This window comes from Hypericibacter terrae (assembly GCF_008728855.1).
Lineage (GTDB): Bacteria > Pseudomonadota > Alphaproteobacteria > Dongiales > Dongiaceae > Hypericibacter > Hypericibacter terrae.
The window spans coordinates 3,131,481-3,155,000 of the sequence record NZ_CP042906.1; the positions used below are offsets into that span (position 1 = coordinate 3,131,481).

The 23,520-nt window shown below is 63.4% G+C and carries 13 protein-coding genes, 1 tRNA gene and 2 rRNA genes (1 of these 16 cut by a window edge); 6 read left to right on the plus strand and 10 right to left on the minus strand.

From position 1 onward, the window contains the following. Positions 1 to 745: 745 nt before the first annotated feature. A complete protein-coding gene (locus FRZ44_RS14255; protein WP_151177821.1) occupies positions 746 to 1,498 on the plus strand; it encodes a Crp/Fnr family transcriptional regulator in 753 nt (250 codons plus the stop codon). A gap of 44 nt (positions 1,499 to 1,542) precedes the next feature. On the opposite strand, the gene FRZ44_RS14260 is transcribed toward FRZ44_RS14255, so the two are convergent. Continuing rightward, positions 1,543 to 10,158, minus strand: a complete 8,616-nt coding sequence (locus FRZ44_RS14260; protein ID WP_151177822.1) for a GH36-type glycosyl hydrolase domain-containing protein — start codon at positions 10,156 to 10,158, stop codon at positions 1,543 to 1,545. A gap of 365 nt (positions 10,159 to 10,523) precedes the next feature. Next, complete coding sequence (locus FRZ44_RS14265) at positions 10,524 to 10,841, minus strand: hypothetical protein (RefSeq protein WP_151177823.1); 318 nt, start codon at positions 10,839 to 10,841, stop codon at positions 10,524 to 10,526. Between the two features lie 700 nt (positions 10,842 to 11,541). Between FRZ44_RS14265 and FRZ44_RS14270 the strand changes: the two genes are divergently transcribed. From FRZ44_RS14270 to FRZ44_RS14285, 4 genes are all read left to right on the plus strand, one after another. Further along, the gene (locus tag FRZ44_RS14270; RefSeq protein WP_407657981.1) at positions 11,542 to 15,831 is read left to right on the plus strand and encodes a CheR family methyltransferase; all 4,290 of its coding nucleotides are present in this window, start codon (positions 11,542 to 11,544) and stop codon (positions 15,829 to 15,831) included. Between the two features lie 97 nt (positions 15,832 to 15,928). Then, complete coding sequence (locus FRZ44_RS14275) at positions 15,929 to 16,126, plus strand: hypothetical protein (RefSeq protein WP_151177824.1); 198 nt, start codon at positions 15,929 to 15,931, stop codon at positions 16,124 to 16,126. 246 nt (positions 16,127 to 16,372) lie between these two features. Then, positions 16,373 to 16,531, plus strand: coding sequence for a DUF3309 family protein (locus tag FRZ44_RS14280; protein ID WP_151177825.1), 159 nt, complete (start codon positions 16,373 to 16,375; stop codon positions 16,529 to 16,531). A gap of 47 nt (positions 16,532 to 16,578) precedes the next feature. Next, the gene (locus tag FRZ44_RS14285; RefSeq protein WP_151177826.1) at positions 16,579 to 16,734 is read left to right on the plus strand and encodes an entericidin A/B family lipoprotein; all 156 of its coding nucleotides are present in this window, start codon (positions 16,579 to 16,581) and stop codon (positions 16,732 to 16,734) included. Between the two features lie 100 nt (positions 16,735 to 16,834). On the opposite strand, the gene FRZ44_RS14290 is transcribed toward FRZ44_RS14285, so the two are convergent. Further along, positions 16,835 to 17,443, minus strand: a complete 609-nt coding sequence (locus tag FRZ44_RS14290; protein ID WP_191908109.1) for a GNAT family N-acetyltransferase — start codon at positions 17,441 to 17,443, stop codon at positions 16,835 to 16,837. A gap of 255 nt (positions 17,444 to 17,698) precedes the next feature. On the opposite strand from FRZ44_RS14290, the gene FRZ44_RS14295 reads away from it, so the two are divergent. Beyond that, positions 17,699 to 18,175, plus strand: coding sequence for a hypothetical protein (locus tag FRZ44_RS14295; protein WP_151177828.1), 477 nt, complete (start codon positions 17,699 to 17,701; stop codon positions 18,173 to 18,175). 75 nt (positions 18,176 to 18,250) lie between these two features. Here the strand turns inward: FRZ44_RS14295 and FRZ44_RS14300 are convergent, their stop codons facing one another. From FRZ44_RS14300 to FRZ44_RS14330, 7 genes are all read right to left on the minus strand, one after another. Beyond that, entirely contained in the window at positions 18,251 to 19,231 is a 981-nt protein-coding gene (locus tag FRZ44_RS14300) for a C45 family autoproteolytic acyltransferase/hydolase (protein WP_151177829.1), read from the minus strand. A 62-nt stretch (positions 19,232 to 19,293) separates the two neighbouring features. After that, positions 19,294 to 19,965 carry a dienelactone hydrolase family protein gene (locus FRZ44_RS14305; RefSeq protein WP_151177830.1) on the minus strand — a complete coding sequence of 224 codons (672 nt, stop codon included), beginning with the start codon at positions 19,963 to 19,965 and terminating at the stop codon, positions 19,294 to 19,296. Between the two features lie 93 nt (positions 19,966 to 20,058). Beyond that, positions 20,059 to 20,616, minus strand: coding sequence for a hypothetical protein (locus tag FRZ44_RS14310; protein WP_151177831.1), 558 nt, complete (start codon positions 20,614 to 20,616; stop codon positions 20,059 to 20,061). Positions 20,617 to 20,740: 124 nt separating this feature from the next. Next, positions 20,741 to 20,989, minus strand: coding sequence for a hypothetical protein (locus FRZ44_RS14315; RefSeq protein ID WP_151177832.1), 249 nt, complete (start codon positions 20,987 to 20,989; stop codon positions 20,741 to 20,743). A gap of 52 nt (positions 20,990 to 21,041) precedes the next feature. Beyond that, positions 21,042 to 21,118: transfer RNA gene (locus FRZ44_RS14320), tRNA-Met, on the minus strand. A 296-nt stretch (positions 21,119 to 21,414) separates the two neighbouring features. Further along, positions 21,415 to 21,530 (minus strand): 5S ribosomal RNA (gene rrf, locus FRZ44_RS14325). 94 nt (positions 21,531 to 21,624) lie between these two features. Beyond that, a 23S ribosomal RNA gene (locus FRZ44_RS14330) occupies positions 21,625 to 23,520 on the minus strand; it runs 849 nt beyond the window's last position.

Consider the following 23,520-nt stretch of genomic DNA (forward strand, 5'->3'; position numbering starts at 1 on the left):
GGGTGCCCTGGCGACCGTCACCATCTCTTCCCGCCGTTCCAAATCAATGCCCTTCACGCGTCACTCTGCCGACAGCGGCGACGGTGCCTCGTCGCCGTGCGCCCAAAATTATCCCGCGAGACAGATTTTTACGTCAGAAGGGCTGAAGAAAGTCTCAATTCGGACCAACTTGCCGCTTCGTGCTGAAAATCTTCGATGGCCATTCCCGCTGCGTTCCGTATGTCATCCCCTTCCCTGTCCACAGATCGCCCGCTATCGCAACGGCAGCTTGTGCAATCCCCGAGACCCAGGATTTCCGAGGCTGTTTCCGCGACGAAGATTCGCTGCTATTTCAATCCGCCACGGGTGGCGACCGCTTCGCGATCCGCGCTCTCGCCCGTCCTCACAAATCCAGATCTTTCTTGATTGGTGATTCAGACATTCTCCCTAGCCAAGCCCGAATTGACGCAACTAAGTAGTTTCCGAGTCTCCACCCTGCCTCGCCGAACCTCTAACCCTTAATGAACCCCTCAAAGCTGGGCTTGGCAGCCATTGGGGACCGGCCATCATGACGGCCTCCAGGTAACGGGCGGAGGAAAACAGCAACCAATCAAAGGAACCGTGTGGTCGCGTGATGGGTCTTGCGCCGGCTGTCTTGCGACCATGATTTGCCGGCGACAACTGCCACTCTCGTCCTCGGGCATACCCTGATACGTAGTGGTCAAGATTTCGTCACGGAATACACTCGAAAGGGGAATTGTAAATCGTGGGGACAATCAACGGCGAAGCGCCGCGCATACCGGAAGGCTGTCGTCGCTGCGCGATACGCGAGATGACTGTGTGCAGCGCCATGGTGTCCAGTCAGCTCGATGTCCTCGAAAAATTCAAAACCTGTGATCGAATCCTTCCCGCCCGCTCGCACTTGTACCGGGCTGGCGAACGTCCAGGCGAGATCTACAATCTGTTATCGGGCTGGGTGACCCTGTACCGAATTCTGGAATCCGGAAAGCGCCAAGTCTTGCAGATTGCTTCCCCGGGTGCCTTCCTCGGCTACCAGGCAAGGGTCGATGCGCCCATGCAGCATGGCGCCGAGTGTATCAGCGACGTCGCTGTTTGCGTCTTTCCGCGGCGAACATTCCCTTCCCTCTTGGAACAGCATCCCTCGCTCGGTCGGAGGCTGCTCGAACTGATTGCCGACGATGTCATCAGAGGTCAGGACCAGTTGACGAATGTCGGGGCCCGTTTCGGCCTCGAACGCGTGGCGTATTTTTTACTTCAGATCCATTTACATCAGGCAAACTCCCGCAATACGCCACCTGAGCAGCCCCTGGATATTCCATTGACTCAGGAGATGATTGGTGACGCATTGGGAATCACCGCAGTCCACATCAACCGCCTCCTGCGCCATTTGCGAGAACGGCAACTTGTCTCGCTCCGCAAAGGGACGCTGCGTATGCTCAACATCGATGGCCTGCAGAGGCTCGCGGAAGGGTCGCGACTCGACACGTCTCCCTTCTGATTGACTGATGCGATGTTGCTCTGGTCAGATCTGGCGCGATTCGCTCAAACTCCGAATGCCGTGCCGTCGCATGTGCCGAGCCGAATGCTAATGCGATGCAGGGCGCCGTCGTCAGCGAGCCGGATCCGCAACGGGCGTTCCATGATCGCCATTTCGTCGAGGCTCGCCTGTGCAACGCCCCGCCCCGCGCCATCCGGGTTCTCGACGCAAATCTCATACTTTGAAGAACCCTGCTGGAGCAGGATCTCGTACCCAGGCCACGCTTTGGGAATACAGGGGTCGAGGTGCAGAATGCCGTTAGAGATCCGAACCCCGAGAATACTCTCGACGCCGGCGCGCTGCATCCATCCGCCGGCGCCCGTGTACCAGGTCCAGCCGCCGCGCCCGACATGAGGTCGGGTCGAATAGACATCGGCGGCGATGACATAAGGCTCCACCTTGTAGCGCTGCACGCCCGACCTCGTCCGCGCATGATTGATCGGGTTCAGAAGCGCGAACAGTTCCACGGCCTTGTCACCTTCGCCCAAGCCAGCAAAGGCGATGACCGACCATAGGGCAGCGTGGGTGTACTGGCCGCCATTCTCGCGAATGCCGGGCGGATAGCCCTTGATGTAGCCCGGATCGAGGGAACCCTTGTCGAATGGCGGCGTGAACAGCACCGAGATCTCGTCCTTGACCCGGATCAACTGGCGCTCGACCGAAGCCATGGCTTGCGCGGCGTGTGCTGGATCGCCGGCGCCTGAGATGATCGACCAGGATTGCGCAATCGCGTCGATGCGGCATTCCTCGTTCACCGAGGATCCGAGGGGCGTGCCGTCGTCGAACCAGCCGCGCCGGTACCACTCCCCGTCCCATGCTTCTCGTTCGATCGACGCCCGCAGCGTGTCGGCGTGCGCCCGCCATGTGCCCGCCCGGTCGGTCAGGCTGCGCGCATCGGCCAGGGCCGCAAAAGCAAACAGCGCTTTATAGAGAATCCAGCCGAGCCAGACGCTTTCACCCCGTCCCTTCTCGCCGACACGGTTCATGCCGTCATTCCAATCGCCCGTGCCCATCAGGGGAAGGCCGTGGCTACCGAGGGCAAGACTCTTGTCCAGCGCGAGTGCGCAATGGTCGAACAAGGTTGCGGTTTTGTCGGAGACCGTCGGCTGGAAGAAACTGTCATGCTCGCCCTCATCGAGATACGGCCCCTCCAGAAAAGGAACCATTTCGTCCAGAACACCCGCGTCGCCCGTGGCGTCGACATAGTGTGCCGTCACGAAAGCGAGCCAGGTCCGGTCATCGGATATGCGGCTCCGCACCCCTTGGCCCGAATGTGGCAGCCACCAATGCTGGACATCGCCTTCCACGAATTGCCTGGCCGCGGCCCGCAGCAAATGCTCACGCACCATCGCCGGCCGCACATGAACGAGAGACATGCCGTCCTGAAGCTGGTCACGAAATCCATAAGCCCCGCTCGCCTGATAGAATCCGGAGCGGGCCCAGACGCGACAGGCCAGCGTCTGGTAGAGCAGCCAGCCGTTTAGCATGATGTTCATCGAGCGGTCGGGGGTCTTGACCTGGACCGCACCGAGCACCTCATCCCAGAGCCGCGCGACCTCGGCGCGCACGGCGTCGAGATCGGCGGCGCGATAGCGAGTGACCAGCCTCCGCGCATCCTCCACGCTCGCGGCTTCGCCCAGGAAGAAAACAAGTTCGACGCTGCCGCCAGGCGGGAGGATCACGCTTGTCCGCAAGGCGCCGCAAGGATCCAGGCCGGCACCCACCTTGTTGGAAAGAGGCTCCACGGCGATCAGGGCCGCCGGACTTTCCAGCGAGCCATTCCTACCGATGAACTCGCGCCTGTCGCCCGTCCAATCGGTCTGCCGCCCCGCGAAATCGGCGAAGGCCACGCGCGATCCGAATGCCGCATTCCAGGGGTTGCGGGCCAGCAGTGCGCCAGTCTCCACCTCGATCTCCGTGGTGACGAACGGGATCGATGCCGAGCGCGACGGGCCCAGGACCCACTCGACATAGGCCGCTACCGAGAGATACCGGGCACGGCTCGACAGGTTGCGAAGCGTGAGGCGGGAAATCTTGATCGGATCGTCGACGGGAACAAACTGGACGAGATCGACCGCGATATCCCGAGCCGTCAGCTCGAACCGACTGTAGCCCCTGCCATGATGCGCGACATAGGTTGCCGCCTCGTCGCGGATCGGTCGGGCGGTCGGGCACCAGAGCTCGCCCGTCTCGTCGTCGCGAAGATAGAACAGCTCACCCGGGCGATCCGCGACGGGGTCGTTCGACCAGGGCGTGATCTGGTTCTCACGGCTGTTGACGGACCAGGTGAAGCCGCCGCCATCGGCCGCGACCTGGAAACCGAATGCGGCATTGGCGACGACATTGATCCAGGGCGCCGGCGTGACCTGACCCGGCCCGAGGATCGTCACATATTCCCGGCCCTCGTCGGCAAAGCCGCCCATGCCATTGAAGAACTCAAGCGGCGGCAGCCGGGGCTCGGGGCGCGGATGTTCGCCCGAGAGGATGGGCTTCGATCCCGGTCGGCGCCCCGCCTTGATCTCCGGCACCCGATCAAGCTGATCGGAAAGCCTTCCCCTCTGACCGACCAGCACGACGCGTGCGGCCGATGAGAGGAGAGCCCGCGCCTCGGACGAGATCAGGTCGGTCCGGAGCAGGAAAACGCGCCCGGGCGGCCCCTCCGCACCCGCGGGCCGCCGCAATTGGCTGGTACGGACCATCGTCTCCAGCGCGATCTGGAGATCCTGGATGTAGGACGAGGCTCGTTCATTCAAAATGACGAGATCGACGCTCAGTTGCTTCATGCGCCAATATTCATGAGCCTGCAGCAGCTGCTGGGCGAGATCGAGGTGCTCGCTGTCGGCAATCCGCAGCAGCAGGATCGGCAGATCGCCCGAAATACCCAGGGCCCAGAGCCCGGATTGCCCACCCGCGCCCCGTCGAATGGTATCGGAGGATGGGCGCAGCGTCGGCGCGGTATAGAGCAGATGCCCCGCAAGACGCTGATACAGCCCCGCTTTACCCGGATCGATACCGAGATGGTGGAGCTGGACCTGCGCTTGCGTCCAGGACAGGGTGGCGGCCCGCTCGAACGCGGTCGCGTCCCTGTGTTTATCGATGATGTCGAGAATGGCATCGCGCGACGGCGCGACCAGGGTCCAGAAAGCGATCCGCACGGTGGTGCCGGGTTCGATGCGCAACCGACGCCGCAGGGCGAACACCGGATCCAGCACGGTGCCCACCGTGTTCGACAGCGGCCGGCCATCGACGATCGACACGGGCGCGCGGACCGAACGGCCACGACCCAGAAAGCGCGCCCGGTCGGTTTCGAACTCCAGCCCGCCGACCGCGGCCCCGTCCATCACGGCCAGTTGCGCGGCCCATATCTCCGGCTCGCTGGGGCTTCGCCGGCGGCGGGTCGCCAGGAGGGCGCCGACATCGGCGATGAACTCCGTCTGCACGAAGAGCTTGGAGAAGGCCGGGTGCGCAACGTCGGTCGCCTGCGCGACCAGGGCGAGCTCGGCATAGGATGTGACGTCGATCTCCCGGGTGCTCGCCCCGGCGTTCGAAATCGAGAGGCGGCGCACCTCCCCGTCCTCCTCCGCCGAGACCAGGATCTCGAGGGTCGTGGTGAGCGTTCCGTCGCGGCGGGTGAACTCGGCCCGTCCCTCGTCGAAGATAACCTCATAATGGTCCGGCTCCGCCCCGCTCGGCTGGAAACCCGCCGACCAGACCGCGCCGCTGCGAACATCCCTCAGGAAGACGTAGGAACCCCAATCGTCGCAGGTCATGTCCTCGCGCCAGCGGGTCACCGGCAGGTCACGCCAGCGGCTATAGCCCGAGCCCGCCGCCGTCAGCATCACCGAATAGCGTCCGTTCGAGAGCAGATGAGTCGCCGGTGTCGCGCCATGGGGCGTGCGGAACCGGCGGCCGCCGGGTGTCTCCATCTCCCTGATCGTCGCGGCCGATTTTGCTTCCGTCGCCCAGGTGTGGGCAACCGCCACATCGCGGGGCGTGCGCTCCTGCAGCAGAAGCTCGGTCGCCTGGATCATGGGCTCCGCGTGGAACCTGGATCTCATGATTCCTGCCAGTAAAGCGTCGGCGATGGCGACAATGGTCATGCCCTGATGGTGGGCCATGTAGGCGCGGACAAGCACAAACTGCTTGCCTTCGGGGACCCGGATCGGGGTGTAGTCCAGCGCCTCGTAGAAGCCGTAGCGACCGCGAGCATCAAGCTCGTGCAGCCTGGCGAAATTCAGGACCGCGGCGGCCGGATCGACCATCGTCGCGAGCGCGGTCGCATAGGGCGAGACGACGGCATTCTCGCCAAGCCCGCGTTTCAGCCCCAGCCCCGGAATCCCGAAATTCGAGTACTGGTATGTGAATGCCAGATCACGGGCGTTGTAGGCGGATTCGGACATCCCCCAGGGGAGTCCGAGTTTATCGGCATAAGCCATCTGGCGGCGAACGATCAGGTGGCTGGTCCGCTCGAGCAGGCTGCCTGCGGGTGCGCGCATGATGAGGGAGGGCATCAGATACTCGAACATCGAGCCCGACCAGGAGATCAGTGCCGCCCCCCGATCCACCGGCGTGACCGCACGGCCAAGATGGAACCAGTGGCGGACCGGTACATCGCCCTTGGCGATCGCCATGAAGCTGGCGAGCCGCGCTTCCGACGCCAGCAGATCGTAGCAGCTCGTATCGAGCGTCCCCTCAGGCGCGATGCAGCCGATCGAAAGCAGCTTCCGGTCGGGGTCGAGCAGAAATCCGAACTCCATGGCCAGCGCCATTCGGTGGGCGGTTTCCGCGAGGACAGCGAGGCGGGATCGAGCGCTGCTGTGGACATGCTCTGACACGATAAGGTCGCGCCGATGGCTTTCGATGGCGTTCTGAGCCGCCTCCACCCAGAACGATATGTCGGCGCCGCTATCGTCGGCCCGCTCCGCGGTCAGCGTCCGGATCATATCGGCCATGGTCTCGAACAAGGCGGCCAGCTCCGCCAGGCGATCGAGCGGGTTCTCACCGTCGACCGCCGGCCTTCCAACGCTGGCCATCACCTGCGCCCGCGCCTCTTCGAATTGGGCCCAGGTGACGGATTGGGTTCGCCGCCCATCCTGGAGGTCGGCCGCCGCCTCGCCGATCAGTTCCAGCGCGTCGCGAATGCCGGCCAGCCGCTGTCGAGCCGGGACCGGGCGATCGCCCCACTCCTGACAGGCATTGGCGAGCGCGATGAGGTGGCCTGCCAAATTGCCGCTGTCGACGGTGGAGACATAATGAGGATCGAGCGGCCGCAGATCCCGGGTGTCATACCAATTGAAGAAGTGGCCACGGAACCGCGCCATGCTGCCGAGCGTCGCGAGCGTGGCCTCCAGACGCTCGATTGCTTCGAGCGTACCCAGCCATCCGAAGTCGCGGGCACTCACAGCGGCCAGGAGATAGAGGCCGATGTTGGTCGGGGAGGTCCGATGGGCGAGCACAGGTGCCGGATCTTCCTGGAAATTATCCGGCGGCAGCATGTGATCGTCCGGAGTCACGAAGGTCTCGAAATATCGCCAGGTCCGCCGCGCGGTCAGCCGCAAGACATCCGCGTCTGCCTCCGAGAAAGAAGGCCGCCCCGCAGCCGACGGCGAGAGGCTGACCCAACGCGCGACGGCGGGCGACGCTGTCCAGAGCGTGGCAAAGGCGAACGCAAGCGGCCAGGCTCCCTGTCCGCAGTACCACGCGACCGCCGCCGCTACCGCGGCGACGAGCATGGCGCCTGCCATACGGCGATAGAAGCCATAGAGGTCGAAGCGACGACCAAGGGTCGATTGCGCGGCCGGAACCCATTCGAGCAGATGTCGGCGGGTTACCAGCAGCCGAAACAGCGTGCTGGCGATCGCATCGCCCATGAGCCACGCCTGATGCGCGAGAAAGACCGTCAGCAAGGCGGACTGGGCCCATGCGATGCGGAGATCCCTGCCAAGCGCGCCCAGATGGCTGTATGCCGTGATCTCGGCCCGACGCGGCAGGATCGCACCCATCGCCGGGATGAAGGTCGGCAGCGTTATGGTGGCCAGGATGAAGAATGTCCAGAGAGTCGCCGCATGCAGCGGCAGCATCCACCCCGCCGACAGCGCGAGAACGGCGACGGGCGCCGACAGCGATCGGCGCAGATTGTCCAGCATCTTCCAGCGGCCGACCGCCGGCATCGGGGTCCGCGGCCGCCCGGGATGCGTCGACGGCCCGAAGCCCAGAATCCAGGGAAGAAGCTGCCAATCGCCGCGCGCCCAGCGGTGATGGCGCAGGGTCGCGACGTCGTAACGCGCCGGGAAATCTTCCACCACCTCGATATCGGAGACGAGCCCGGCGCGAGCGAACACGCCTTCGAAGAGGTCGTGGCTGAGAAGGGTCGATTCGGGAACGCGGTCCGCCAGGGCCGCTTCGAACGCATCGACGTCGTAGATGCCCTTGCCGGTATAGGAACCGTTGTCGAAGAGATCCTGATAGACATCGGACACGGCCGCCGCATAAGGGTCGATGCCGCCGTTGCCCGAGAATATGCGCTGAAACAGCGACCCTTCATTGCCGACCGGGAGCGAAGGCGTCACCCGCGGTTGCAGCACCGCGTAGCCTTCGATCACCCTGCCGGCCGCCATATCGAAGCGCGGCCGGTTGAGCGGATGCGCCATCTTCCCGATCAGGCGGCGGACCGTATCGCGCGGCAGCCTCGTATCCGCGTCCAGCGTGATCACATAGCGGACATCGGGAATGACGATGGGCGCTTGTCCCTGGATGTCCAGAAACGTGGTGTCGGCGGCGCCGCGCAGGAGCCGATTCAACTCGTGGAGCTTGCCGCGCTTGCGCTCCCATCCCATCCACCGCCTCTCCCCTTCATTCCAGAGGCGGCGGCGATGGAGCAGGAGAAACCGGTTCCCGCCGGGGGCCGGGCCGTGGCGTTGGTTGAGCCGCTCGATTGCCGCGGCCGCAATCGCAAGAAGCTCGGCGTCGCCCTCCACATGCTCGGTAACCCCATCGGTCCAATCGGAGAGCAGCGCGAAGTGGAGCTCACCCTCCAGATTTGCGAGATAGTGGATCTCCAGCCGCTCGATCTGTTCTTCGATCGAATCCGGGGTCGTCAGCAGCGTGGGAACGGCCACGAGGCTGCGCAAATGCGACGGTACGCCATGGCGAAGCTCCAGCGCCGGCAGCATCGTGGCGCCGAGACTTCCCGTTACGCCCCGGTTCACCAGTGCCACGGCGGCATCGACCGCCGGGATAGCGCCCAAGGCGCCCAGCACCCAGAGCCAGGCCGCATCGACACCGGCGAGGACGAGGAGCAGCAGAGGCAAGGCGAGGATCATCGCCGCCTCTCCGACGATGGCTCCCACGTAACCGCCAAGGCCGAGAGCGCGGTTCGCGCGTGCGGGCCAGGCACGCCAGGGAGGCCGGAATCCGATCGCCGCTTCGAAGGCGGCGCGGCCGCCGGCGATGAGGTGATAGCCGGGGTCGGTTCGGCGGTCGTCCGGTGCAGCGGAGTCCTCGGAGCCGGCACGCTCCGCGGCCAGAACGGCGCCATGCGCAATCTCGAGCTCCGTCCGGCCCGAACCCCGGGACAACTGCTCGATGGCGCTGCGGTAAAGATTGCGGGTGGGAAAATCCATCTCCGAGAAGATGCCGCCCGCCGCGAGGATCCTGTCGACCAGGCTGACGCGTTCGAACAGCTCGGTCCAATCCACGTCGTTGATCAGCCGCATGCTCGTGATGATGTTGCGCACGGTGACGCTGGCGGCACCCTGCCTTTGATGCTCCTCGCGGACGACAGCATCGGTGGTGGCTTGCTTGGCCGCCAGGCGCTCGTCCAGCCAGGCCAGCGCCGGTATGACCCGCGGGTCCTGATCCTGCAGTCGGTGCAGCAGCTGTACGGCGAAGGCATCCGCCAACGGGATCTTCTCGTAATCCGCCAGCAGCAGGCTCAGCGGCTCGGCAACCCGGCCGCCCACGCCGAGCAAACGGTCCGCAAGGCTATCTGCCTGCTCCCGCTCGGCGCGGCTTCGCACGATCCGCTCGGCCAGACGCCGCAGGTTCTCGATCAGCACGATCCGCAAGGTAATGGCGAGCGCCCAAAGCTCGCCGATCGTAAGTGGCTGCACTTCCTGATAGGCCTGCACGAAACGGCACAGCATCTCAGGATCGAAGCGGCTGTCGGTGTGGGCGACGAAGGCCCATGCCATACCCAACACGCGCGGATATCCGGCGAAGGGCCCCTCTGCGAGCTTCGGCAATTGCCGGTAGTAACCGGGCGGCAGATCGGAGCGGATCTCATGGATCTGTCTCTCGATCAGATAGTAATTGTCGAGCAGCCAATCCGCCGCCGGTGTGGTCGCCCCACCCTCGTCGGTCGTTTTGGCAATGAGGCGGTGGGAAGCCAGCAGCACCGCGGCGTTGTCGGCGAGGCGGGCCGCGAGCGACAGGCCGGCAGCTGGTTTCTGCGTGACCGTCTGCGCGGCTGCAAGGCTTCGCCCATGTTCTTCGATGCGGGCGATGCTGAACAGCTCCGCGCGAACGGGTTCCAGCCCATGCCACGGCGATGCCGGCACTGCCCGGCCGAGTGCGCGGCCGAAGAGCCTTGTGATCGACACTCTAAGGGACGATGGCGCCATGGCCGATCTCCTCGGTGATCGGCTGGCGCAGGCCGCGACGGTGACGGCCCGCACCAAGGGCGGCGGCTGCGAAAGGCCCCATCACGCCTGCCGCCCGTTGTTCCGTTCTGGTGCTCGCTGCGCTGAACCTGAGTCTGGCACTCTCCTTCAAAGAGCGGCCGGAAGGTCGGAGCAACAGCAGGAGGGTCGGATCGAGGCAAACCTGGGATGTAACATCGCCTTGATCATACGCCTCCTCGATCCCGGAGCCGCCTGGATTATCGCCGCAGGGCGAATCCCCATCGGCGGACGGAAGCTCGACGGCGCTGGCCCCTGGGCTGGCGCAGGATTCGAACGTCATTGTCCGGCGTCAGGTTCCGCAGGCGTCAGCGGTTCACTTCCCCTCCTGCGCCTCCCTCATTGACCCAGTTTCCGATGCGATCGTTCAGATCACAGGACGCGGAACAGCCGGTGCTTCGGTGACCTGGCATCTCGATGGCGCGCGAGAGTGCGGGGACGGTCGCACCCTGTTCGTGACGCATACGGGCTCGCGTCTGGGAATGCGCGGCTTTGAGCGTTGCCGTGAAGTGAAGCATTTCGATCAGCCAGAGTTGTAGGTCGATTGCCGCCGCAAGCTGCTTGTTCAGAAGGACGATCGACTGCGCCCAGACGTTGTCGAAGGGTAGGATGCGCATCGGTTGCATGGTCGGATCTCAGGGTTCTGGCAGGTTTGATGTTCCCGCTCCCAGACGCCGAATTCGGCGCTGCGTTGAAGTTTGAAGCGCGAAGATCGGCTGGAGAATCGAGGAGGCGGCGAAGGCGAAGGTGTCCCGTGACCGGCCAGCAAGGGGGGGACCGTTGTGGCCAGTCACGGGACGGGTCGCAGCAATCCCTAGCAGGAAGCCGCGATCTCACGTGATTCACCGGAATGAAGGCCCTGGCCACGGGGGCCAGGGACTCAAGTCTAGGAGGAGACGCCCAAGGACGGCCGCCCCGTGGGGCCTCAGCACGCCGGAACGATTCCAGCGAAACTCGTGGTACCGAACGCTAACCCGGCTTCGATCGCCAAGAGCAGCCTCGGAAACTACTCAGTTGGGTGGGCCATCCCCTGAGGCAACCAGGACAGCGGACCTAACCTGGCGTTGCGCCCCTCCATGCCCGGCATCGCGAAAGGTGAGGAACCATGCTATTGTTTGATCCCATCGTCCTGGTGTGGCGATAACCTTTTGAGGACAATCCCCTATGGCGGAAGGCCGTCCTCACAAAGCTAAAATGGCCCGGCCCCGATCGGGCGGGCGCCCCGCGTCCCCGCGCGCGTCTGCAACCGAATCCGCCAAGTTCCTGATCGTCGGGTTGGGCGCTTCCGCGGGAGGCCTCGATGCCTGCCGGAAACTCCTGAGCGAGATGCCGGCCAAGACCGGCATGGCATTCATTCTCGTTCAGCATCTCGATCCGAGCCATGAAAGCATGATGGCGGAGCTGCTGGCCGGCCACACCTCGATGACCGTGCGGCAAGCGGCGGAGGGAATGCCGGTCGAACGCGAGCATCTCTATCTCATTCCGCCGGGGACCTATCTGTCCGTCGGCAACGGCGTGTTGCATCTCTCACAGCCCCAGGCCCGCCACGGCGCGCGCCTGCCCTTCGATTTCCTGTTGCACTCCCTGGCCGCGGAGTACGGTCGGCGCGCGGTCGCCGTGGTGCTCTCGGGTACCGGCGCCGACGGCAGCCGCGGCCTGAAGGCTGTCAAGGAGAACGGAGGCTTCGTCATCGCGCAGGACCCGAAGGATGCGGGTTATGACGGGATGCCGCGGAGCGCGATCATGACGGGAGTGGTCGACCTTGTGCTTCCGATCGCGGAGGTTCCGGAGGCCCTGATGGAACACAGCCAAAGGCAAATGCGAAAGCGCACTCAGAACGGTTCACCTTCGAAGGACAAAGCCGACCGGTTGCCGGAGATCATCGATCTTCTGCGGACCAGGACCGCACATGATTTCAGGCTCTACAAGCCTGGCACTCTGCAGCGTCGGATCGAACGGCGGATGGCGATGGTCGCCATGGAGCCCGTCGAAATGGATCGGTATCTGGATGTCCTGCAGACCGACGGTCGCGAGCTGGACCTCCTGGCCAAGGATCTGCTCATCAACGTCACCAGCTTCTTCCGCGATCCGAAGGTGTTCGAGTTCCTGGAGGCAAAGGTCATTCCCGACCTGGTCGCCAATCGCTCACTCGATCATCCCCTTCGCATCTGGATCGCGGGCTGCAGCACGGGCGAAGAGACCTACTCCATCGGCATGCTCTTTCTCGAACAGATCGCGGCGTCGAAACGGAACGTCAAGCTGCAGATCTTTGCTTCGGATGTCGATCCGGACGCCGTTGCCAAGGGTCGCGAGGGTCTTTACCCCGAAGCCATCCAAGCGGATATATCGCCGGCCAGGCTGGCCCGTTTCTTCACGAAGGAAGAAGGTGGCTACCGGGTCGTTCCCAATCTACGCTCCGCGGTGGTCTTCGCGGTCCAGGACATCCTGGCCGATCCGCCGTTCTCGCGGCTCGATCTGATCTCCTGTCGAAATCTGTTGATCTACTTGGGCGCAGAGGCCCAGGCCAAGGTCATCGCGCTGTTTCAATTCGCCCTGCGCGAGGGTGGTATTCTCGTCCTGGGCAGCTCGGAAACGCTCGGAGACGTCGAGGGCCGCTTCGAGATCGTCTCGAAGCCGGAGAGAATCTTCCGATTTGTCGGCCGGCGCCGGCCCGGCGACCTGGATTTCCCGATGACTGCCGGCGATCCGCTGCGAATTCCTCACCGCCCCGGACAGAGCGCGTTGCCCGCGCGTCAGCCCGCTCTCGCCGAGCTGTGCCGGCGCCTGGTGATCGAGACCTATGCGCCAGCTGCGGTCCTGGTCAACCAGAAGCAGGAGTGTCTCTACTCCCTCGGGCCGACCGACCGTTATCTGCGCGTGCCGCCCGGGCATCCCACGCAGGATCTGCTGGCGATGGCGCGCCCCGACATGCGCACCAAGCTGCGGTCGGCGATCCAGCGGACCAGCCATGAAGGCACCCGTATTGTCGTTCCCGGCGGCCGGTTGACCCATGATGGTCACGAGATCGCGTTCAATATCGACGTCCAGCCGATTCTGAGCGAAGGGGAACAGCTGTTGCTGATCTGCTTCGTCGACGAACCGGCACATGTCGAGAAGCGCGGCGAGTTTGCCAAGCCGCGCGACTTGCCGCGGATCGCCGAGCTGGAGCGGGAACTCGAGGCCACCAGAACGGAACTCCAGGGCGCCATTCGCAATCTCGAGCTCTCGAACGAAGACCAGAAGGCGATTAACGAAGAAGCACTCTCCGTCAACGAGGAGTTTCAATCGACAAACGAGGAGCTCCTGACCTCCAAGGAGGAATTGCAGTCGCTGAACGAGGAATTGACCGCGCTCAACAGCCAGCTTCAGGAGACACTGGAGCGCCAACGCACCACGTCCAACGATCTGCAGAACGTCCTCTACAGCACCGACGTCGCGACCTTGTTCCTGGATAAGCAGCTCAACATCCGCTTCTTCACGCCGGCCACCCGTCATTTGTTCAATGTCATCCCGGGTGACGTCGGCCGGCCGCTGGCCGACCTCAATTCGCTCGCCGCCAATGACGCGCTGCTGGCCGATGCCAGAGAGGTTCTCCGAACCCTCGAACCGATCGCCCGGGAGATCGAAGCGCAGAACGGCTCCTGGTACGCGCGGCGGATCCTCCCTTATCGAACCCAGAACAACGATGTGGAAGGCGTCGTCATCACCTTTGCCGATGTCACCGAGCGAAAACATGCAGCCCAGGCCTTGGAGGAGGCCGAACGGCAGGCCAAGCTGGCCAATGCCGCCAAGTCCCGCTTCCTCGCCGCCGCGAGCCACGATCTCCGTCAGCCGCTACAGACGCTCGCTCTGCTCCAGGGCTTGATGGCGAAGCTGGTCGAAGGAGAGGCCGCGCAGAAGCTGGTCGCGCGGCTCGACCAGACCCTGGCTGCCATGTCTGGGATGCTGAATACATTGCTCGATATCAACCAGATCGAGGCCGGCACCGTTCGCGCCGACATGGTTACTTTCCCGATCGACGACCTTCTGAACCGCTTGCGCGACGAGTTCGCCTACCATGCCGAGGCGCAGGGCCTTTCCCTGCATGTGGTCTCCTGTGGTCAGTTGGTACGAAGCGATCCGCGTCTGCTCGAGCAGATGCTCCGTAATCTTCTCTCCAATGCCTTGAAATACACCAAGCACGGGAAGGTGCTGCTGGGCTGCCGTCGTCACAACGGCAACCTCCGTATCGAAGTCTGGGATACCGGCGTCGGCATCCCCGAAGAGGAGCTTCAGGCGATTTTCGAGGAGTATCATCAACTCGACAATGACGCGCACGGGCCAACCCGCGGCCTCGGCCTCGGCTTGTCGATCGTGAACCGTCTCGGCAGCTTGCTGGACCATCGCACGGAGGTGCGTTCGATTCTCGGCAAGGGTTCCGTCTTCTCCATCGAAGTAAAGCTGATCCCAGACGGCGCGGCCGAACGTCAAGAACAACGGCGAGACCGGACCAACGAGGGAACCGCGGAATCCGCGGGCCGCACGGGCACAATCCTCATTGTCGAAGACGACCCCGAAGTCCGCGGACTTCTCGAACATCTCTTGACGGAGGAAGGGCATCGTACTGCGACGGCACCCGATGGTTTCGCCGCCATGGATATGGTCGCCCGTGGGACCCTGCGGCCCGATCTTCTCCTCGCCGACTACAACCTCCCGCACGGCATGAACGGACTCGAGGTCAGCGCGAAACTGCGGGAAAAGCTTCATCGCACCATTCCTGTGGTCGTCCTGACCGGCGACATATCGACCGCGACCTTGCGCAGTATCGCCCAGCAGAACTGCGTCCAGCTCAACAAGCCCGTGAAGGCGAAGGAGCTGACTCAGCTCATGCAGCGCCTGCTCCCGGTCCACCCGCCGGCGGCGCAGTTCCGCAGCCTGCAATCCGGCGAAGCAGCCGGCGCGGGCGGACCACCCATCATCTATGTGGTCGACGACGACCGCCATGTGCGGGAGAGCATTCGCGGCGTGCTCGAGCAGGATGGCCGCCAGGTCGAGGATTACGAGAGCTGCGAGGCCTTTCTCGAAGCCTACCGTCCCGGTCGCGAGGCCTGCCTCCTGATCGACGCCTACCTCTCGGGAATGGACGGATTGCAGTTGCTGCGACATCTGGCCGAGTCGGGTCATCGCTTGCCGGCGGTCATGATCACCGGCAACAGCGACGTATCGATCGCGGTTCAGGCCATGAAGGCTGGCGCCTCCGATTTCATCGAAAAACCAGTCGGCCGCAGCGAATTGCTGGCCAGTGTCGAACGCGCCCTCGAGCAGTCGCGCGATTCGAGCAAGCTGCTCGCCTGGAAGCAGTCCGCGGTCAACCATCTCGCCACGTTGACGCCGCGCCAACGAGAGATCATGGACCTCGTTCTGGCCGGCGAGTCCAGCAAGAACATCGCCGTGGATCTCGGCATCAGCCAGCGCACGGTCGAGAACCATCGCGCTTCGATCATGAAGAAGACCGGCTCAAAATCGCTCCCTGCGCTGGCCCGTCTGGCGCTGGCCGCCGCCAAGAACGATCCCGAGGACCGGCATCAGCAAGGCGCCTCCGCAATGACGATATCGCCGCGCTCCGCCGATAAGTGAATCCCGAGTCTGTCGCACGTCGTCATTGGCGAGCATCCTGCAATCCAAACCTTGGCAGAGCTGTCCCGGGCTCCTGGCCCAATCCATGGAGACTCCCATGCCGCGCCGCTTCATCGATCGTGCTCCCGACCATCGCCTGAGATTTGTCTATAACGACGCGGTGGTGTCGTTCAGCGTCGCCTCCGATGTGACCTTTGGGGAAATCGCGCAGACGCTGGACTGCCTTTCCAGCGAGCGCGAGGGCAACCCGGTCGCGATCGACCTCACCCGGCTCCCCCGAATCATGCTCCGATAGCCTGCCGCCACTGGGTAGATTCCGACTCTGTCGGGGCCGTCGCTCTTTCGGCTACTCTATCCTTGCTTCTTCTGATGTCTGAACTGATGCCGGTCGGTCATTCAGCCAGACGCGCCAGGTACCGCCCTCGGTACGCGACGCTTTCCGGACATCAACGACAAAAGCCGATCATCATGGGAAATGTGAGACTGGCATACGGGCCGCGTGGCCGGGGCCGTTCACCTCGCCCGCAATAGGAATTAAATCATGAGTCTCGGCACCATCCTCCTCATCGTCCTGGTGCTTTTCCTGATCGGCGCCTTGCCGACATGGTCTCACAGCTCGAACTGGGGTTACTACCCGAGCGGCGGGCTGGGCATTCTGCTCGTCATCGTCGTCGTCCTCGTGGTCATGGGCAGGATCTAGCTGCCGTCACCGCTCGTCTCGAAATCGTCCAGCGATAGGAAATCGCCATGTTCACCAAAACCACATTCCTGGCCTTCGCGCTGATGGCCCTCTTTGGCGCCGCCCTGCTTCTCGGCGCCTGCCACGCCACCGCCGGTGCGGGCGAGGATATCTCCAAGACCGGGGATGCCATCACCAAGAGCGCGGACGAGCACACGCCTTAAGCCCCCGCCTCCGGCGAAGTAGCCCGCAGGCCCCCTTCGAGAAGCCGTGCCGTAAGAGCAGGCACCGCGGCGGGTTGCACGGATGGCGGCAGATCTGCCCTCAGAGGTCGCGAACGAGGAGGATCGACCGATCCTCCTGCGGGTGAGCCGGATGGGGCATCAGGGTCCGCTCGCCGAACGGGCGGAAGCCATACCGTCGATAAAAGGCCCCCGCGCGGGGATTCAGCAGGAAATGCTGCACGCTCATCTGGTGGCATCCTGCCTCGATCGCCTGGCCCTCGGCCTTGCGCAGGAGCCGTGCACCAATCCCCCGGGACCGATAGGGTTCGTGAACCGCCAGCGCATTGATGTAGAAGCTGCCGGGAACTTCGAACTCGAGCTCGACGAAGGGCCGCAAAAATTCCGGCAGCTCCGCCAGGCTGCTGCGATCCTCGTCGCTGATGTCCGGCAGACGATAGGCCAGGATCATACCGGCAACGTGATCCCCGATCTCGGCGACCGTCGCGTGGCGATAGGAAAAGCCGCCTTCCTCGCGCCGGGCACGCTGCTCGCCGACATCGAGCGGCGTCTCGCCAGGCCTGGCCATCTGCGCCCAGAGATAGCCCGGGATGCCGTCACCGGCGATCTCGATCAATGCCGCAAGGCTTCGCGCGTCGGACGGCTGCGCGCGCCGAATCCGCAAGGCCGACACCTCGAACTCTGATTTCAACGCGACCTCCCCTCGTCTGGGCCGGGCCATCATCACTCTGACGCCCTCTTTTCCCCGCATCAAGAAGTCAGATCGCCCCTGCTCGGCCGCTCAGGGAACCGGTTGGGGTCCCAGCCGTTAGTTGTTCGATTGTCCCTTGGCGCAGTTCGCGGGCCTGAGGCGCGAGCCGTGATCCCCTCATGGGTGACGGCTTGCTGCCGTCACTCGTAACGCCGGGGATCCCCACGATCCCGCAATCAATCCGAGGAAACCCAGATGATCACCACATTTTCAGCCCTCAGATCCAAAGCCGCGCGGCTGGCTCCCATCCTGGCCGTATTGTTGGTGGCGGCCTGCGCGCCGCAGCATTCGGCGCCCACGCAGACTCAGGCAACCAACCCCAGCGTCACCTACAAATATCGCGGGGATGAAGAACTGGTGCAGGCGAACGACAAGGCGATGGCCTATTGCAGCCAGTATCACTCCACCGCGCAGACGGCGCGGATCGATACTGAGTCCGACGGCAGCAAGACCGCGGTGTTCCAGTGCGTGGCGATGCCGACCAACATGGCATCGAGCCAGATCTACAATCCGAATTATCCCTACAACTACAACACCGACCAGGACCTGCTGGGCGTGACCCAGAGCGCCGATCTCTATTGCGCGAACAGCGGCGGACAGCGCGCGGTGACGACGATCAACACCGAAACCAACGGTACCAAGACCATCACCTTCCGCTGCGTGCCGCGCTGATTCCTTCGCAGTCGGCGGCTTGATCCGATCCCCCTCGCCTCCGGGAGCGCCGGCTCGCCGGAGGCGAGCCGGCGACTAGGGGATGAGATTGCCGTAATCGTGCGTGTATTCGCCGGCCTCGAAGCTGCCGATGTGCTGGGTCCAGTGCTTTCCGGGCCAGAGATAATCGACCCGGCCCTCGGCCGGCCGATAGACTGCGGTGTAAGCGGTGGTGAAGCCGACGAATCGCGAATAGAGCGGCGGCTCGAAGAACCGCGCGGCCAGGCTCCCAAGAGTCGTGGACGGATCATCCAGGACCGCCCGCAGGACCTCCGCTCGCTCGACGGAGCGGCCGGCCGCGACCATGCCGGCGGCGACAGCCTCCTCTTGATGATTGGTGCAGACCCGGGCTCGCGACAGCGCGGGTTCACGATCCGGACCGAGGAACAGGGTCGCATGGGCCCCCGCCCGGTCGAGCAGCATCACGTTCTGCGACATCGCCACCGGAATCCGGCTCAGCGCCGCGACGGCCTCGTCGACCCTGCTGCAGGTTTCGAGCACATAGCGCAGCATCAGGATGATCGAAAATCCTCGGCCCTGGGCGGGACGGCCGCCAAAGGTCAGGCTCGCCACCAGCCCCTCTTCATTCATGCCGTCGAGGCAGCCGCCCCAGGGCCGCTGGGCCTTGGCGATGACCTCGCGTCCCGACCATGCGGTGGCTTCGAACCCGTCCGAAACGATGTCGAGCGGAAAATCGTAATTGCGCACCAGGGCGGGCCCGTCGTCCCCGAGCCAGACCGCCTGGCTGCAGCCGCTGGAGAGCGGCGGCGGGCGATATTGGCTGAGCATGCGGTGGGCCAGATCGTCGTCCCCGACCAGAGTGCAGACCCGGTCGTAATGCGGGATCAGCTCGGGCATATGGGTGCCGAGCGCCGCCCGGCATTCGTCGGCGCTCGGCGGATCCGACAGGCCCTCCCCGAGATACCAGCGCTCGGCCTCATGGCGCCCGGCGGCGAAGCGGGCCAGCCAGGCCGCTCCCGGCCGATCCTCACGCCTGAAGACGAAACGCTTGCGCATCGCGCCATCCTACGCGACGGCGACCGCGACCGAAATGGCGCGCGCTTCCCGGCCCGAGGAGCCTAAGCGCCGAGATGTTCCTTGAAGAAAGCGAGGGTACGGCCCAGCGCCTTCTCGTGGCTGGCCTTGTCGAAGCTGGCGCGCTCGTCGCAGCTGAAGCCATGGCCAGCGTCATAGGTGAAGATCTTCACCTCCGGCCGCGCCGCCTTGATCTTCTCGACGTCGCTCATCGGAATGCCATGGTCGTGCTCGCCGAAATGCAACATCACCGGGACCTTCGGCTTCTCCTTGGCATGGGCCGCGATCATGCCGCCATAATAGCCCACCGTGCAGGCCAGCCCCGAGAGACGGGTGGCTGAGAGGAAGGCCAGCGAGCCGCCCCAGCAATAGCCGACGACGGCGATCTTGCCCGCGCCCTTGAGCGCCTGGATCGCCGCGGCGACGTCGAGCAACGTGTCCTCGAGCTTGATCGCCGCGCGCAGCTTGACGCCGCGATTCATCGCGGCCTCGTCATAGCCGATATCGATGCCGCGCTCCGTGCGGTCGAACAGCGCCGGCGCGAGCGCGGTATAGCCCTGGGCGGCGAAGCGGTCGGTCACGCTGCGGATATGGTGGTTGACCCCGAAGATCTCCTGGATGACCACAAGGCCGCCCTTGGAGGCACCGGCCGGCTCGGCGCGATATCCCGCGAGCTTGAAACCGTCGGCGGCTTTGAGTTCGACCTGGCTTCCCATCGGGACCTCTCCTGGTTGCCTGCGATCGGCCGGAGAACCGGCCTTGTCCGTAAGTCTAGGCCGGGCAGCACAGCGAGGAAAGTTTCCGAAAGTTCAGGCGGATCGGCTCGCCATGGCGCGGCGATGCTCCGGATACCAGCCGGTGAATTTCACCGCACCGACGAGCGCCACGATCGTCGCGATGATGCCGATCCGAGGCGGCCATTCGGGCATATACACAAGGATCACGTCGGCGACGACCATGATCAGGAAGGCCACCGCCCAGGCGCCGGTGATGACGTAGTTGGTGCGGAGGAAGCCGGGGCTGTCCCAGAACTCCTTGGCGACCGTCTCGCGTGCATATTGCAGCGTGAAGGGCCGGCGGATGGCGATCGTGATCAGCACGATCAGCATGAGGCCGCCATCGACGCAAAGACGAACACCGAAGACCGACCAGGCGGGATGGGCCAGCAGGCTGTAGAGCGCCAAGCCGCCGAACAGGATGAAGGTGCCGATCTCGAGCACCTTCGGAGAGCGGTTGGGCGTTAGCCAGTGCCGCAGCAGGATCCCCGCCGATACGGCGGCGGCGGCAAACAGGCCTTCCGTCGACCCGACCAGCCGGTCGACGATCGCGAACACGATGAATGGCGCAAAAGCCAGCAGCAGCGACATCGATTCCCCCTGTTTCCCCAGCGCCGTCAGCGCGGAATCGCCCCATCCGCAGCCTCCGGCTCTCGATAATATTACACGAGCAGAGCGTCAATAAAGGTCCCCCATCAGGCCTTCGCCGTCGCAGTCAATGCGTGAGCCCCAGTACGACCTCGATCGTACCTTCGGCGCCAAGATCGACCAGGGCGATCGGAATGCCCCTGAAGGAACAACGCGCTCCCTCGATCCCCAGTTTGCGGCGCATCGCTGTGCCCATTCGGATCTCGATCACCGTTCGAGCATAGTGGCCAGAAGATTCGATAAACCCTTCGAGGGTCTCGCGAATGAACTCTGCGTCCTGGTCGGAAAGGTCCAATCGGAATGTGTCGTCGGCCATGCGGCCCTCGAATGCAAAAAGCCCCGGCGCTTTCGCGTCGGGGCTTTGATGTTGGTTGCGGGGATAGGATTTGAACCTATGACCTTCAGGTTATGAGCCTGACGAGCTACCGGGCTGCTCCACCCCGCGTCTAACTTTTGGGCCGGGTTTTAGCCCGGTTGGTATTCTGGTTGTCCGCCTCCGGCGGAGGGGGCTGCTCCACCCCGCGTCTAACTTTTGGGCCGGGTTTTAGCCCGGTTGGTATTCTGTTTGTCCGCCTCTGGCGGAGGGGGCTGCTCCACTCCGCGTTGGTGTCGTGTCGTTCGGGAGATGAGCGATCGGGTCCGGAGGTAGGCTTCCGGATGTCGTCGATCGGGTTCTCACGAACGGATAGGTTGTTGTGTTTGTGATTGGGATCGGACTGCGTATCTGTCTTCGCTTGGAAGACCTGGCGGCGACCTACTCTTCCACGTCTTGAGACGTAGTACCATCGGCGCTGAGGGTTTTCACGGCCGAGTTCGGGATGGGATCGGGTGTTGGGCCCCTCGCCATGACCACCAGGTCATCGAAGCGAAGTTTGGGATATTTGAATGTGACGGGAGAGCTGTTGGTCTCGAGCTTTGACTTGCGTGTTCTTGCAAGGTCTTAAGCTTTGAGCGATCAAGCCGAACGAGCGATTAGTACCAGTTAGCTCCACGCATTGCTGCGCTTCCACACCTGGCCTATCGACGTGGTGGTCTTCCACGGCTCTTCAGGGAGATCTGGTTTTGAGGTGAGTTTCCCGCTTAGATGCCTTCAGCGGTTATCTCGTCCGCACATAGCTACCCGGCGGTGCCGCTGGCGCGACAACCGGTACACCAGAGGTGCGTCCATCCCGGTCCTCTCGTACTAGGGACAGCGCCTCGCAAATCTCCAACACCCACGGCAGATAGGGACCGAACTGTCTCACGACGTTCTGAACCCAGCTCACGTACCACTTTAAATGGCGAACAGCCATACCCTTGGGACCTGCTCCAGCCCCAGGATGTGATGAGCCGACATCGAGGTGCCAAACGACTCCGTCGATATGGACTCTTGGGAGTCATCAGCCTGTTATCCCCAGCGTACCTTTTATCCGTTGAGCGATGGCCCGTCCACGTGGAACCACCGGATCACTATGGCCGACTTTCGTCTCTGCTCGACTTGTCTGTCTCGCAGTCAGGCGGGCTTGTGCCATTGCACTCAGCGGCTGATTTCCGACCAGCCTGAGCCCACCATCGCGCGCCTCCGTTACTCTTTGGGAGGCGACCGCCCCAGTCAAACTACCCGCCATGCAGGGTCCTGGGCGTCGCTTCAGACGCCTCAGTTAGAGATCAGAGAACAGAAGGGCGGTATTTCAAGGTTGCCTCCACGATGGCTAGCGCCACCGCTTCATAGGCTCCCACCTATCCTACACATCCATCCCCTAATACCACTGCAAAGCTGTAGTAAAGGTGCATGGGGTCTTTCCGTCTAACCGCGGGTACCCCGCATCTTCACGGGGAATTCAATTTCGCTGAGTTGATGTTGGAGACAGCGGGGAAGTCGTTACGCCATTCGTGCAGGTCGGAACTTACCCGACAAGGAATTTCGCTACCTTAGGACCGTTATAGTTACGGCCGCCGTTTACCGGGGCTTCGATTCAGAGCTTGCACCCCTCCTCTTAACCTTCCGGCACCGGGCAGGCGTCAGACCCTATACGTCGCCTGTTGGCTTCGCAGAGCCCTGTGTTTTTGGTAAACAGTCGCCACCCCCTGCTCTGTGCCCCCTCATCCTGGTTGCCCAAGACAAGGGCCCTCTTCTTCCGAAGTTACGAGGGCAATTTGCCGAGTTCCTTCAACATCATTCTCTCAAGCGCCTTGGTATGCTCTACCAGTCCACCTGTGTCGGTTTCGGGTACGGTCTCACGCTGGCGTTGTTTCCTGGAACGTCTTCACGGCAAGGGCAATCCAGTAAGCCCTCACAACTTACGACGTTCGTCACATCCAGCAGGCTCAGGAATATTAACCTGATTCCCATCGACTACGCCTTTCGGCCTCGCCTTAGGGACCGGCTCACCCTGCGCGGATTAACCTTGCGCAGGAACCCTTGGACTTTCGGCGACAGTGTCTCTCACACTGTTTGTCGCTACTCATGTCAGCATTCTCACTTCCGGTGCCTCCAGGACCCCTCGCGAGACCCCTTCACAGGCTTACGGAACGCTCCGCTACCACGTGCATTTGCATGCACATCCACAGCTTCGGTACGTGGCTTTAGCCCCGTTACATTTTCGGCGCAGGACGGCTTGTCTAGACCAGTGAGCTATTACGCTTTCTTTAAAGGATGGCTGCTTCTAAGCCAACCTCCTGGTTGTCTTGGCCTTCCCACATCCTTTCCCACTTAGCCACGATTTGGGGACCTTAGCTGGTGGTCTGGGCTGTTTCCCTCTCGGCCATGGACCTTAGCACCCACAGCCTGTCTGTCGGACGATACTCGCCGGTATTCGGAGTTTGGTTAGGTTTGGTAAGGATCGCTCCCCCTAGCCCATCCAGTGC